This is a genomic window from Pseudomonas fluorescens, from assembly GCF_040448305.1.
Lineage (GTDB): Bacteria > Pseudomonadota > Gammaproteobacteria > Pseudomonadales > Pseudomonadaceae > Aquipseudomonas > Aquipseudomonas fluorescens_BH.
This window is the reverse complement of the sequence record NZ_CP148752.1, coordinates 2,781,981-2,794,521: the sequence shown is the minus strand read 5'-3', so window position 1 is coordinate 2,794,521 and position 12,541 is coordinate 2,781,981. Positions and strand designations below refer to the sequence as shown.

Here is a 12,541-nt window from a genome sequence, read left to right as displayed (position 1 = left end):
ATCGACGTTTAATTCCCCAGGGTCAGCCCATTCGCCGGCAACGGCAGCGCAGTCTTGTACCGCACCTGCTTGAGCGCAAAGCTCGAACGGATATTCGCCACCCCCGGCACCTTGGTCAGAAAATCCATCATGAAGCGCTCCAGCGACTGGATGGTCGGCACCAGCACCCGGATCAGATAGTCCGGGTCGCCGGCCATCAGGTAGCACTCCATCACTTCGGGGCGATCGGAAATCGCCTCTTCGAAATGCTGCAACGCCTCCTCCACCTGCTTCTCCAGGCTGACATGAATGAACACGTTCACATGCAGCCCCAGCAGGTCGGCATCCAGCAGCGTCACCTGCTCGCGAATCACCCCCAGTTCTTCCATGGCCTTGACCCGGTTGAAACACGGCGTCGGCGACAGGTTCACCGAACGCGCCAGGTCGGCGTTGGTGATGCGCGCGTTCTCCTGAAGGCTGTTGAGAATGCCGATGTCGGTACGGTCCAGTTTGCGCATGAGATAAAACCACCTGTTTTTTATGTTTATGCAGGTTTTTTATCTGCAAATGATCTTCAGCGCAACGAAACAGAGAGAAATATTCTTCTTGGGCGGGCCTATGATTGTTGTAGGACAAGATTTCTTCTACCGAACGAAATCTGTCAGCTCACTACAAGAAATTCACAAGATCGAGCGTAGAAGCCATGACCCAAGCGTATGAACCGCTGCGCCTGCACGTCCCCGAACCCTCGGGCCGTCCCGGCTGTAAAACCGACTTCTCCTACCTGCACCTGACCGATGCCGGCACGGTGCGCAAACCCCAAATCGACGTTGAACCGGCTGACACGGCTGACCTGGCCCGTGGCCTGATTCGCGTGCTCGACGACCAGGGCAATGCCCTCGGTCCCTGGGCCGAAGGCGTCTCTAGCGAGATCCTGCGCAAGGGCATGCGTGCCATGCTCAAGACCCGCATCTACGACAACCGCATGGTGGTCGCCCAGCGTCAGAAAAAGATGTCGTTCTACATGCAGAGCCTTGGCGAAGAAGCCATCGGCAGCGCCCAGGCCCTGGCCCTGAACATCGACGACATGTGTTTCCCGACCTACCGTCAGCAAAGCATCCTGATGGCCCGCGACGTACCGCTGGTCGACCTGATCTGCCAACTGCTGTCCAACGAGCGCGATCCGCTCAAGGGCCGTCAGTTGCCGATCATGTACTCGGTCAAGGAGTCCGGTTTCTTCACCATCTCCGGCAACCTCGCCACCCAGTTCATTCAGGGTGTGGGCTGGGGCATGGCTTCGGCGATCAAGGGCGACACCAAAATCGCTTCGGCGTGGATTGGCGACGGCGCCACCGCCGAGTCGGACTTCCACACCGCCCTGACCTTCGCCCACGTGTACCGTGCGCCGGTGATCCTCAACGTGGTCAACAACCAGTGGGCGATCTCCACCTTCCAGGCGATTGCCGGTGGTGAAGCCACCACCTTCGCCGGTCGCGGCGTCGGTTGCGGCATCGCCTCCCTGCGGGTCGATGGCAACGATTTCTACGCGGTCTACGCCGCCTCTGCCTGGGCCGCCGAACGCGCCCGCCGGGGCCTCGGCCCGACCATGATCGAATGGGTCACTTATCGCGCCGGCCCGCACTCGACCTCCGATGATCCGTCGAAATACCGTCCGGCCGATGACTGGAGCCACTTCCCGCTGGGTGATCCGATTGCGCGCCTCAAGCAGCACCTGATCAAGACCGGTCACTGGTCCGAAGAGGAGCACACCGCGGTCAGCGCCGAGCTGGAAGCCGAAGTGATCGCCGCACAGAAAGAAGCCGAGCAATACGGCACCCTCGCCGGTGGCCAGATTCCGAGCGCCGCGACCATGTTCGAAGACGTCTACAAAGAGATGCCGGAGCACTTGAAGCGCCAGCGCCAAGAGTTGGGGATCTGACATGAACGATCACAACAACAATATCGAGCTGGAAACCGCCATGACCACGACCACCATGACCATGATCCAGGCCCTGCGCTCGGCCATGGATGTGATGCTTGAGCGTGATGACAACGTCGTGGTCTTCGGCCAGGACGTGGGCTACTTCGGCGGCGTGTTCCGCTGCACCGAAGGCCTGCAGAACAAGTACGGCACCTCCCGGGTGTTCGACGCGCCGATCTCCGAAAGCGGCATCGTCGGTGTCGCCGTGGGCATGGGTGCCTACGGTCTGCGTCCGGTGGCCGAGATCCAGTTCGCCGACTACGTGTACCCGGCCTCGGACCAGATCATTTCCGAAGCCGCCCGCCTGCGTTATCGCTCGGCTGGCGAGTTCACCGCGCCGATGACCCTGCGCATGCCTTGCGGCGGCGGCATCTACGGCGGCCAGACCCACAGCCAGAGCATCGAGGCGATGTTCACCCAGGTCTGCGGTTTGCGCACGGTGATGCCATCCAACCCGTACGACGCCAAGGGCTTGCTGATCGCTTCCATCGAAAACGATGACCCGGTAATCTTCCTCGAGCCAAAACGCCTGTACAACGGCCCGTTCGACGGCCACCACGACCGCCCGGTAACCCCGTGGTCGAAGCACCCCGCCGCGCAAGTGCCGGACGGGTACTACACCGTGCCGCTGGATGTCGCTGCGATCACCCGTCCGGGCAAGGACGTCACCGTGCTGACCTACGGCACCACCGTGTACGTGTCGCAAGTCGCTGCTGAAGAAAGCGGCGTCGACGCCGAAGTCATCGACCTGCGCAGCCTGTGGCCGCTGGACCTGGAAACCATCGTCAAGTCGGTGAAAAAGACCGGCCGTTGCGTGGTGGTGCACGAAGCCACACGTACCTGCGGTTTCGGTGCCGAACTGGTGTCGCTGGTGCAAGAGCATTGCTTCCACCACCTGGAAGCGCCGATCGAACGCGTCACAGGTTGGGACACCCCTTACCCGCACGCGCAAGAGTGGGCGTATTTCCCAGGCCCGTCCCGAGTGGGCGCGGCGTTGAAACGGGTCATGGAGGTCTGAATGGGCACGCACGTCATTAAAATGCCGGACATTGGTGAAGGCATTGCAGAAGTTGAATTGTCGGTATGGCACGTCAAGGTCGGCGACATGGTCGTCGAAGATCAGGTACTGGCCGATGTCATGACCGACAAGGCGATGGTCGATATCCCGTCGCCGGTGCATGGCAAGGTCATTGCCCTGGGTGGCCAGCCGGGCGAAGTCATGGCGGTTGGCAGTGTGCTGATCAGCATTGAAGTCGAAGGCGCGGGCAACGTTAAGGAGTCGGCGCAACCGGCACCTGTTAAAGAAGCGCCTGTGGCCGCACCTAAAGTTGAAGCCGTGGTGGAAAGCAAACCGGTCGCTGCCCCGGCGCCGAAAGCTGCCGTATGCCAGGGCCCGATGGTGGCTCGCGCAGCCGATGAACGCCCACTGGCCTCCCCGGCCGTGCGCAAACATGCGCTGGACCTCGGAATCCAGCTGCGTCTGGTCCGTGGCAGCGGCCCGGCCGGTCGCGTGCTGCATGAAGACCTCGACGCCTACCTGGCCCAGGGTCAGTCGAACGCTTCGGCACCGGTGGCGGCGGCTTACGCCCAACGTACCGATGAACAGCAGATCCCGGTGATCGGCATGCGCCGCAAGATCGCCCAGCGCATGCAGGACGCCACCCAGCGTGCCGCCCACTTCAGCTATGTCGAAGAAATCGACGTCACCGCCGTGGAAGAACTGCGCGCGCACCTCAACGAAAAACACGGCGCCACCCGCGGCAAGCTGACCTTGCTGCCGTTCCTGGTCCGCGCCCTGGTCGTCGCCCTGCGCGATTTCCCGCAGATCAACGCCCGCTACGACGACGAAGCCCAGCTCATCACCCGCCTTGGCGCGGTGCATGTCGGTATCGCCACCCAGGCCGACATCGGTTTGATGGTGCCGGTGGTGCGTCACGCCGAAGCCCGCAGCCTGTGGGACAACGCGGCCGAAATCTCCCATTTGGCCACTGCCGCACGCAATGGCAAGGCCAGCCGCGACGAGTTGTCCGGCTCGAGCATCACCCTGACCAGCCTCGGCGCCTTGGGCGGCATCGTCAGCACGCCGGTGCTGAACCTGCCGGAAGTGGCAATCGTCGGCGTCAACAAGATCGTCGAACGGCCAATGGTGATCAAAGGCCAGATCGTGATCCGCAAGATGATGAACCTCTCCAGCTCCTTCGATCACCGCGTGGTCGACGGCATGGACGCGGCGCTATTCATCCAGGCCATTCGTGGCTTGCTCGAACAACCCGCTACCTTGTTTGTGGACTGATTTTTGTTGGAGAGCACCATGCAAACTTTGAACACCACGCTGCTGATCATCGGCGGCGGCCCCGGCGGTTATGTGACGGCGATCCGTGCCGGTCAGCTGGGCATCCCGACCATTCTGGTGGAAGGCCAATCCCTGGGCGGCACCTGCCTGAACATTGGCTGCATTCCGTCCAAGGCACTGATTCACGTCGCCGAGCAGTTTCATCAGACGCAGCACCACCATCAGCTTTCGGCCCTGGGCATCAGCGTTTCGGCGCCGACCCTCGACATCACCAAGAGCGTCGAATGGAAAGACGGCATCGTCGATCGCCTGACCACCGGCGTTGCGGCGCTGCTGAAAAAGAACAAGGTCCAGGTCGTTCAAGGCTGGGCCAAGGTGGTTGACGGTAAAACCATCGATGTTGGCGACACGCGCATTCAGTGCGAGCACCTGGTGCTGGCCACCGGTTCGAAAAGCGTGAACCTGCCGATGTTGCCGATTGGCGGGCCGATCATCTCGTCCACCGAAGCCTTGGCGCCGACATCCGTGCCCAAGCGCTTGATTGTGGTCGGCGGTGGCTACATCGGTCTGGAGCTGGGCATTGCCTATCGCAAGCTCGGCGCCGAGGTCAGCGTGGTGGAAGCGCAGGAACGCATCCTGCCGGCCTACGACGCCGAACTGACCCAGCCGGTGCACGACGAACTGAGAAAACTCGGCGTGAAACTTTACTTGAAACACAGCGTTCAAGGCTTTGATTCAAAAGAAAATGCCTTACAAGTACTGGCCCCGAACGGTGCGACCCTGAACCTGGAAACCGATCAGGTGCTGGTGGCCGTCGGTCGCAAGCCGAACACCCAGGGCTGGAACCTCGAAGCGCTGAACCTGGACATGAACGGTTCGTCGATCAAGATCGACCACCGCTGCCAGACCAGCATGCGCAACGTGTATGCCATCGGTGACCTGAGCGGCGAACCGATGCTCGCGCACCGGGCCATGGCCCAGGGCGAGATGGTCGCCGAGCTGATCAGCGGTAAATCCCGCGAGTTCAACCCGACCGCCATCGCCGCCGTGTGCTTCACCGACCCGGAACTGGTGGTGGTTGGCAAGACTCCGGACGAGGCCAACGCCGCAGGTCTGGACTGCATCGTGTCGAGCTTCCCGTTCGCCGCCAATGGCCGGGCGATGACCCTGGAGTCGAAAAGCGGCTTCGTGCGCGTGGTCGCCCGTCGCGACAATCATGTGATTGTCGGCTGGCAGGCGGTGGGCGTCGGGGTGTCGGAGTTGTCCACGGCGTTCGCGCAAAGCCTGGAAATGGGCGCGCGGCTGGAAGACATCGGCGGCACCATCCATGCGCATCCGACGCTGGGTGAAGCGGTGCAGGAAGCGGCGTTGCGGGCGTTGGGGCATGCGTTGCATCTGTGATTCAGAGCGATTGATGGCGGCTGTGATGGCCTCTTCGCGAGCAGGCTCGCTCCCACAGGGGGAATGCATTTCAAATGTGGGAGCGAGCCTGCTCGCGAATTCTCAAGGTCAGCGCGAATTATCTGTCTGTCATCCGATAGTCCGGGCTGCGAAACAGGCCCGGAATGAAGTATTGTTGTCCCCATCCAAAAAACGTCAGAAGCCTTGAACCGTTTCGGCGGTTGTTAAGTGATAGAGGGTGTCATGGGTAACGAAAGCATTAATTGGGACAAGCTGGGTTTTGACTACATCAAGACCGACAAGCGCTATCTGTCGTACTTTCGCAATGGCGAGTGGGACAAAGGCACCCTGACCGAAGATAACGTGCTGCACATCAGTGAAGGCTCCACAGCCCTTCACTATGGCCAGCAATGCTTCGAAGGCATGAAGGCCTATCGTTGCAAGGACGGCTCGATCAACCTGTTCCGCCCGGACCAGAACGCCCTGCGCATGCAGCGCAGCTGCGCCCGCCTGCTGATGCCGCAGGTGGAAACCGAGCAGTTCATCGAAGCCTGCAAGGCAGTGGTCCGTGCCAACGAGCGTTTCATTCCGCCGTACGGCACCGGCGGCGCGCTGTACCTGCGTCCGTTCGTGATCGGCGTGGGTGACAACATCGGCGTGCGTACCGCCCCCGAGTTCATCTTCTCGATCTTCTGCATTCCGGTCGGCGCCTACTTCAAGGGCGGCCTGACCCCGCACAACTTCCAGATTTCCAGCTACGACCGCGCCGCGCCACAAGGCACCGGTGCCGCCAAGGTCGGTGGCAACTACGCCGCCAGCCTGATGCCGGGCTCCAAGGCCAAGAAAGCCCACTTCGCCGACGCCATCTACCTGGATCCGATGACCCACACCAAGATCGAGGAAGTCGGTTCGGCCAACTTCTTCGGGATCACCCACGACAACAAGTTCGTGACCCCGAACTCGCCATCGGTACTGCCGGGCATCACCCGTCTGTCGCTGATCGAGTTGGCCAAGACCCGTCTGGGCCTGGAAGTGATCGAAGGCGACGTGTTCATCGACAAGCTCTCCGACTTCAAGGAAGCCGGTGCTTGCGGTACTGCGGCGGTGATCACGCCGATCGGCGGCATCGACTACAACGACCACCTGCACGTGTTCCACAGCGAAACCGAAGTCGGCCCGGTCACCCAGAAGCTCTACAAAGAGCTGACCGGCGTGCAAACCGGCGACATCGAAGCGCCAGCGGGCTGGATCGTCAAGGTTTGACCTGACGCCAGACACACAAAAGCCCCCCATCGGGTGACCGATGGGGGGCTTTTTGTTTGCATTGTACTGACGATTCCACCCCCCCTTGTGGGAGCGAGCCTGCTCGCGATGACGGCATTGCATTCAATACAGAAGCATCCGGAATACACCTATCGTCAGTCAGCGAATGTTCCCGAACTCCACCGAACCTGCCGTCATTTGCGAAACTTTGACATTACCCTCAACCACCAGCGGCAATTCGATTCCAAACCGCCTTCCAAACTCCTTGCGCCCCAACGCCGTCAATGCCAACGCCCGACTGTCCAGATCCTGGGTCACCCACTTGCGCTTGAGCGCCGTTTGCAGCAACGCCGCCCCCAGCGACCCGCCCAGATGTGGCCGGCGCATGCTCCAGTCCAGGCACGGGCAGGCAAAGCGGCGGCGCAAGGTGCTCAAGTCCTGTACCTCGATCCCGAGTCCTTGAAACATTGCCGTACCGCTGTCGCTCAAGCGATAGGCCTGTTCGTCGGTTTCCTCAAGCCAGCCCGCCTCAAGCATCCGGTCATGCAACAGCACGGCCAGGGTTCCCGCCATGTGGTCGTAGCAGGTGCGGGCAAATTGCAGGCGATCCGGGGTCCGAGACTGAAAGCTCGGCGCGGTGTTCTGGCCGATCACCATCAGTGCCTCCAGGGCCTGGGCCACGCGTTTGTCCGCCAGGCTGTAATAGCGATGACGCCCCTGGACGTGCAACCGCACCAGCGCCAGTTCCTTGAGTTTGGCCAGGTGGGCACTGGCGGTCGACGCGCTGACTTCGGCCACCGCCGCCAGTTCGGTGCTGGTGCGGGCGTGGCCGTCCATCAGCGAACAGAGGATTTTCGTCCGCGCAGGCTCAGCGATGGCTGCCGCCACCTGCGAGACGCCGATGTCGTGTTGTTCTGCGCTCATATTTCGCTCCCGGACGAATCAATGCCCTTTCGGACTGGAGATAGTAGCAACACTTTCCAACAACAAAAGGCTGTGACCCATGGACCCGATCATCGCTGCGACCCATGCCGATCCTTATCCCTACTACGCACAACTGCGTGCCAACGGTGGGCTGGCTTTTCATCCAGGGCTGAACCTGTGGGTGGCCAGCAGCGCCCGGGCGGTGGCCGCCGTGCTGGCGCATCCCGATTGCCACGTTCGACCGGCGCAGGAGCCAATCCCCAGGACGATTGCCGACGGCATGGCCGGCCAGGTGTTCGGCCAATTGATGCGCATGAATGAAGGTGAACGCCAGCGTTGCCCACGGTCGGCGATTGCGCCGGGGCTGGAGTTGATCGATGCGCGGGAAGTCGAGGCCCTGGTCAGCGCCCGATTGATAACTGCGGATACCGCTGGCCTGTACAACGCCATGTTTCGTGGGCCGGTGTGCGTGGTGGCGGCGTTGCTGGGGTTCACCCCGGCCCAGGGCCGCGCCATCAGCGAATTGACGGCGGATTTCGTCGCCTGCCTGTCGCCCTTGAGTGACGCAGCACAATTGGCCGCCGCCCACGCTGCCGCCGAGCAATTGAGCGGTTACTGCATCGAATTGCTCGATGATCCGCACAACCACAGCCCTTTGCTTGTGGGCATCCGCCAGCGCTTCGCCTGCGGCGCACCGCAAACCCTGATCGCCAACCTGATCGGCCTGTTCTCCCAGACCTTCGAGGCCACTGCCGGGCTGATCGGCAACGCCGTGCTGGCTTTGATTCAACACCCGTCGTTGCGCAGCGAATCAACCCCTGTCGAAGACCTGCTGGCCGAAGTGCAGCGCTTCGACCCACCGGTACAGAACACCCGTCGCTTCGTCGCCGCCCCCTGCGAGATTGACGGCGTGAGGCTGAACGCCGCAGACGTGATCCTGGTGCTGCTGGCCTCAGCCAATCGCGACCCGCAGCTCAACGACAACCCCGACACCTTCCTGCTCGACCGCCCGAACCGGCGCAGCTTCACCTTTGGTGCAGGGCGTCATCAATGTCCGGGGCAACGCCTGGCGTTGAGCATTGCCGGCGCCACGCTCAAGCAGTTTCTGGCAATGGGGCCGGCACTGGAGCAGCTGAAATGGCAATACCGCCCATCCACGAATGGACGGATTGCGCTGTTCCGTGATTGAGCGAAAGCCGTTCAAACCGTGCGGTATTCGACGGTCAGGTGAGACAGTTCATGGACCGGCGCCAGGCGTTCGCGAATGGTGTCGGCACTGACATTGGCCGCGGCCACAACGCTGACAATCGCGGCCCGCGCCTGGGGGCCGACCTGCCAGACATGCAGATCGCTGATACGCACATCGTCCGATGACTCCAGCAGCTCACGGATTTCATCGGCAACCTGTGTATCCGTGACATCGAGCAACACCGCAGCGCTGTCACGCATCAATCCAACGGCCCATTTCGCGATCACGATAGCGCCCACGACGCCCATCACCGGGTCAAGCCACACCCACCCCAGATAGCTCCCGGCCAGCAATGCGGCAATCGCCAGCACCGAGGTCAAGGCGTCGGCCAACACATGGACATAGGCCGAGCGCAGGTTGTTGTCGTGATGGTGATGATGGCCGTGGTCATGGCTGTGTCCGTGATCGTGGCCATGATGACCGTGGTCGCCCGCCAACAAAAAGGCACTGACAATGTTCACCGCCAGCCCCACCACCGCAATCACCGTTGCTTCGGTGAATGCCACCGTCGTTGGCTGAAACAGGCGATAAACGGATTCAGCGGCAATGCCGATCGCCACCAGCCCCAGCACCATGGCCGAGGCAAAACCGGCGAGATCCCCGACCTTGCCGGTGCCGAAGCTGTAACGCGCGTTATTGGCATTGCGCCGTGCGAACCCATAGGCCGCCGCCGCGATGCCCAAGGCCCCGGCATGGGTGGCCATGTGAAAACCATCGGCCAGCAGCGCCATGGAACCGGTGATGTAACCGGCGGCAATTTCGCCAATCATCATCACAAACGTCAGCGCCACCACCCATAAGGTGCGTCGGGCGTTTTCATCATGGGATGCGCCGAGAAATACATGATCGTGAGCGAAACGCGAAGCCTGGGGTGTCTGTTTCATGGGATTCAGGCCTCTACTTGGCGTAACGACGGATGGCCAGCAACAAGTCTTCCACGCCCTGGGCGCGCTCTTCATCGCTCAGGCCTGGATGGGCCACGTGCTCGCGGGCATGGGCGTCGATGAACTGCTCCAGCAGACCATTGACCGCGCCCCGGATGGCGGCGACCAGGTGCAGGGTCTTGGCGCAATCGGCATCGGACTCAAGCGCTCGCTCCACCGCTTCCACCTGCCCGGCAATCCGTCTCACCCGCTTGATCAAGTCATCCTTGTGTTCGTGAATGTGCGACATACCTATACCCCCTACCCCTATATAGCGCATATGTTCGCCGATAGAGCGGAGCCTGGCAAGGCACAACCCGATGACAGGTCGGCCTGACATCGATTTTCGTCAGCCAGTCGGCCACTAAAGGTCTGGGCTCAACACCCCAACTGCCCGACACGCTCTGCATCCGGCCAGAACAACGCCGCCTGCCCCACCCGCCCACCGTGTTGATCGATCAGCGTCCACACCTTGCCTTCATGAATCATGAAGGCATTACCCTGCCGATCCACCCGATAGCCGCTGTAACCGTGGGCAATGCCATGGGCCGTGACCTGTTCCAGCAGGGTCTGGCGCACCGCGCGGTCCAGTGGCGAGGCGCTGAACCGTGAGGGCATGCCCAGAAATTCCGGGCGCGGGTACTTGAAGCAGGCCAGCGCCTGTTCATTGGCGTAAAAGAACAGAGGGTCGTCTTCAGTGCCGTGGGCCAGCAAGCTGTAGGGCGCGTGGGCGTGCAGCCAGTGCAGGCGTTCAAGCCCGGTCAGCGACTGCGGGGCTGGCAGGTGTTCACCGGTCCAGTGCCGATAAGACTCGTCCAGCAGTTCGATGGCCGTGGCGTATTCGTTGATTGGTGACATAGGCCTCCCGGGCAACCGCGGTCAATCATCCCGCGTCAGCACTTCCAGCAATTCAATTTCGAAGATCAGGTTCGAATTCGGCGTGATCTTGCCCATGGTGCGTTCGCCATAGGCCAGGTGCGCCGGCACCAGCAACTTGCGCTTGCCACCGACCTGCATGCCGATGATGCCCTGGTCCCAGCCCTTGATAACCCGCCCGGTGCCGATCACGCACTGGAAGGGTTTGCCACGGCTGTAGGAAGAATCGAATTCGCTGCCATCCTCCAGCCAGCCACGGTACTGGGTGGTGATCAGTGCGCCTTTGATGGCGGCTTTTCCGTCACCCGCCTGTAGATCGATTACCTGAAGCTCGTCATTCATTGATTTCACTCGTATGCTCTCTCGCCCTCAAGGGCCTGACGGGCGCCGTTTTCCCAGATTTGCCCTCGATTGGCAACCATTGCCACCTCCCGCGCGACGTTTAAAGCTGTTTGCTGAACTAAAATAATCAACAATTACCCGTACGGTTCACCGCCCTGATGGCCATCCCCGAATGATCCTGCTCTGGACCAGCGTCATCCTTGGTTCAACGACGCTCAGCCTGATCGTCACGCTGGTCTGGCGCGAACGCTCGCTGCAAAAGCGACTGGCGGAATATCGCGCGATCATCAACAACCTGCCCGAAAGCCAGAGCATCCACCAGGATGGCGACGCCGAACGCTTCAAACGCAGCCAGTACTTTGCCCGCATCGGCACCTGGGATTGGGATGTCGACACCGACCGGTTGTATTGGTCAGATGCCATTTTCGGCATGTTCGGCTTCAAGATCGGCGAAGTGACGCCCTCTTACGCCCTGTTCTGCTCCTGCGTGCATCCGGATGATCGGCCCAGAGTTCGGGCCGGCGAACTGCGTTGCCTGGAAACCGGCGAAAACCATGACGAGGAATACCGCGTGGTCTGGCCCGACGGAACGATCCGCTGGCTGCGCGAAACCGGCAACGTGGTCAAGAATGACCACGACGAAACGGTCAAGATGATGGGCGTGGTACGCGACATCACCGAAGAAAAGGCCTCGGCCAACTACCTCAAGCACCTGGCCCATTACGACCCGTTGACCGGCCTGCCCAATCGCCTGGTGCTCGAAGAGCGCCTGTCCGAAGCGCTGGAGCTAGCGCGCACCAGTGCCACGCGGGTGGCGTTGGTGTTTGTCGACCTCAATGGTTTCAAGGCCATCAACGACCGCTATGGTCATGCGGCCGGCGACCGCGTGCTGGTCACGACCGCCACGCGGCTCAAGCGCATTCTGCGCGGCACCGACACCGTCGCCCGGATCGGCGGCGACGAATTCGTGGTCATCCTCCAGGGCCTGCCCCAGGGCAAAAGCCTGCAAGACGAAGCGCGCACCATCTGCCAGAAAATCCTCGTCGAACTCTCCCCGCCCGTCACCATCGGCAACGACCAGCGCCACATCGGCACCAGCCTCGGCGTCGCCGTGTTCCCCGATCATGCGCCGAGCATTGACCGCCTACTGCACATTGCCGACCTGGCGATGTATGAGGCCAAGCGCAGCGGGAACAATCAGTATCGGCTGGGCACCGAGAGCGTGGTGCGGGCACATGGCTAGTAGCACTTCGTCAGAGGGTGCCCACAGTGATTTGTTCCGTACACGGAGTTTGCGTACGACCAGAAAC

13 protein-coding genes are annotated in these 12,541 nt (G+C 61.6%); 7 read left to right on the top strand and 6 right to left on the bottom strand.

Annotation, left to right across the window (positions count from 1 at the left end):
- Positions 1-8: 8 nt before the first annotated feature.
- Positions 9-497 (bottom strand): Bkd operon transcriptional regulator BkdR, encoded by a 489-nt coding sequence (gene bkdR, locus WHX55_RS12735; protein WP_007976593.1) that lies wholly within the window; start codon positions 495-497, stop codon positions 9-11.
- Positions 498-682: 185 nt separating this feature from the next.
- Here bkdR and WHX55_RS12730 point away from each other — a divergent pair, with 185 nt between their 5' ends.
- The 5 genes from WHX55_RS12730 to WHX55_RS12710 all read left to right on the top strand — a co-directional run bounded on the left by WHX55_RS12730 (position 683) and on the right by WHX55_RS12710 (position 6,917).
- On the top strand, positions 683-1,918 hold the full coding sequence (locus WHX55_RS12730; RefSeq protein ID WP_150754646.1) for a 3-methyl-2-oxobutanoate dehydrogenase (2-methylpropanoyl-transferring) subunit alpha: 1,236 nt from the start codon (positions 683-685) through the stop codon (positions 1,916-1,918).
- 1 nt (position 1,919) lies between these two features.
- Complete coding sequence (locus tag WHX55_RS12725; RefSeq protein ID WP_015095444.1) at positions 1,920-2,978, top strand: alpha-ketoacid dehydrogenase subunit beta; 1,059 nt, start codon at positions 1,920-1,922, stop codon at positions 2,976-2,978.
- Positions 2,979-4,253, top strand: a complete 1,275-nt coding sequence (locus WHX55_RS12720) for a dihydrolipoamide acetyltransferase family protein (RefSeq protein ID WP_353742766.1) — start codon at positions 2,979-2,981, stop codon at positions 4,251-4,253.
- A gap of 18 nt (positions 4,254-4,271) precedes the next feature.
- Positions 4,272-5,654, top strand: a complete 1,383-nt coding sequence (lpdA, locus tag WHX55_RS12715; protein WP_353742765.1) for a dihydrolipoyl dehydrogenase — start codon at positions 4,272-4,274, stop codon at positions 5,652-5,654.
- A 243-nt stretch (positions 5,655-5,897) separates the two neighbouring features.
- Positions 5,898-6,917: a branched-chain amino acid aminotransferase gene (locus tag WHX55_RS12710; protein WP_008052737.1), complete on the top strand. Its 1,020-nt coding sequence runs from the start codon at positions 5,898-5,900 to the stop codon at positions 6,915-6,917.
- 159 nt (positions 6,918-7,076) lie between these two features.
- Here WHX55_RS12710 and WHX55_RS12705 read toward each other — a convergent pair whose 3' ends face one another.
- A complete protein-coding gene (locus WHX55_RS12705; protein ID WP_353742764.1) occupies positions 7,077-7,841 on the bottom strand; it encodes a metalloregulator ArsR/SmtB family transcription factor in 765 nt (254 codons plus the stop codon).
- 79 nt (positions 7,842-7,920) lie between these two features.
- Between WHX55_RS12705 and WHX55_RS12700 the strand changes: the two genes are divergently transcribed.
- Positions 7,921-9,030: a cytochrome P450 gene (locus tag WHX55_RS12700; RefSeq protein WP_353742763.1), complete on the top strand. Its 1,110-nt coding sequence runs from the start codon at positions 7,921-7,923 to the stop codon at positions 9,028-9,030.
- An 11-nt stretch (positions 9,031-9,041) separates the two neighbouring features.
- Here WHX55_RS12700 and dmeF read toward each other — a convergent pair whose 3' ends face one another.
- From dmeF to WHX55_RS12680, 4 genes are all read right to left on the bottom strand, one after another.
- Positions 9,042-9,974: a CDF family Co(II)/Ni(II) efflux transporter DmeF gene (dmeF, locus tag WHX55_RS12695; RefSeq protein ID WP_353742762.1), complete on the bottom strand. Its 933-nt coding sequence runs from the start codon at positions 9,972-9,974 to the stop codon at positions 9,042-9,044.
- A 13-nt stretch (positions 9,975-9,987) separates the two neighbouring features.
- On the bottom strand, positions 9,988-10,263 hold the full coding sequence (locus tag WHX55_RS12690; RefSeq protein ID WP_108215964.1) for a metal/formaldehyde-sensitive transcriptional repressor: 276 nt from the start codon (positions 10,261-10,263) through the stop codon (positions 9,988-9,990).
- Between the two features lie 128 nt (positions 10,264-10,391).
- Positions 10,392-10,871: an MEKHLA domain-containing protein gene (locus tag WHX55_RS12685; RefSeq protein WP_353742761.1), complete on the bottom strand. Its 480-nt coding sequence runs from the start codon at positions 10,869-10,871 to the stop codon at positions 10,392-10,394.
- 21 nt (positions 10,872-10,892) lie between these two features.
- Entirely contained in the window at positions 10,893-11,231 is a 339-nt protein-coding gene (locus tag WHX55_RS12680) for an FKBP-type peptidyl-prolyl cis-trans isomerase (RefSeq protein ID WP_353742760.1), read from the bottom strand.
- A gap of 172 nt (positions 11,232-11,403) precedes the next feature.
- Between WHX55_RS12680 and WHX55_RS12675 the strand changes: the two genes are divergently transcribed.
- The gene (locus tag WHX55_RS12675; RefSeq protein ID WP_353742759.1) at positions 11,404-12,474 is read left to right on the top strand and encodes a sensor domain-containing diguanylate cyclase; all 1,071 of its coding nucleotides are present in this window, start codon (positions 11,404-11,406) and stop codon (positions 12,472-12,474) included.
- The last annotated feature ends 67 nt before the right edge of the window (positions 12,475-12,541 follow it).

Coding starts and splice junctions, on each gene's coding strand:
- bkdR (WP_007976593.1), bottom strand. CDS start 497: ATGCGCAAACTGGACCGTACCGACATCGGCATTCTCAACAGCCTTCAG.
- WHX55_RS12730 (WP_150754646.1), top strand. CDS start 683: ATGACCCAAGCGTATGAACCGCTGCGCCTGCACGTCCCCGAACCCTCG.
- WHX55_RS12725 (WP_015095444.1), top strand. CDS start 1,920: ATGAACGATCACAACAACAATATCGAGCTGGAAACCGCCATGACCACG.
- WHX55_RS12720 (WP_353742766.1), top strand. CDS start 2,979: ATGGGCACGCACGTCATTAAAATGCCGGACATTGGTGAAGGCATTGCA.
- lpdA (WP_353742765.1), top strand. CDS start 4,272: ATGCAAACTTTGAACACCACGCTGCTGATCATCGGCGGCGGCCCCGGC.
- WHX55_RS12710 (WP_008052737.1), top strand. CDS start 5,898: ATGGGTAACGAAAGCATTAATTGGGACAAGCTGGGTTTTGACTACATC.
- WHX55_RS12705 (WP_353742764.1), bottom strand. CDS start 7,841: ATGAGCGCAGAACAACACGACATCGGCGTCTCGCAGGTGGCGGCAGCC.
- WHX55_RS12700 (WP_353742763.1), top strand. CDS start 7,921: ATGGACCCGATCATCGCTGCGACCCATGCCGATCCTTATCCCTACTAC.
- dmeF (WP_353742762.1), bottom strand. CDS start 9,974: ATGAAACAGACACCCCAGGCTTCGCGTTTCGCTCACGATCATGTATTT.
- WHX55_RS12690 (WP_108215964.1), bottom strand. CDS start 10,263: ATGTCGCACATTCACGAACACAAGGATGACTTGATCAAGCGGGTGAGA.
- WHX55_RS12685 (WP_353742761.1), bottom strand. CDS start 10,871: ATGTCACCAATCAACGAATACGCCACGGCCATCGAACTGCTGGACGAG.
- WHX55_RS12680 (WP_353742760.1), bottom strand. CDS start 11,231: ATGAATGACGAGCTTCAGGTAATCGATCTACAGGCGGGTGACGGAAAA.
- WHX55_RS12675 (WP_353742759.1), top strand. CDS start 11,404: ATGATCCTGCTCTGGACCAGCGTCATCCTTGGTTCAACGACGCTCAGC.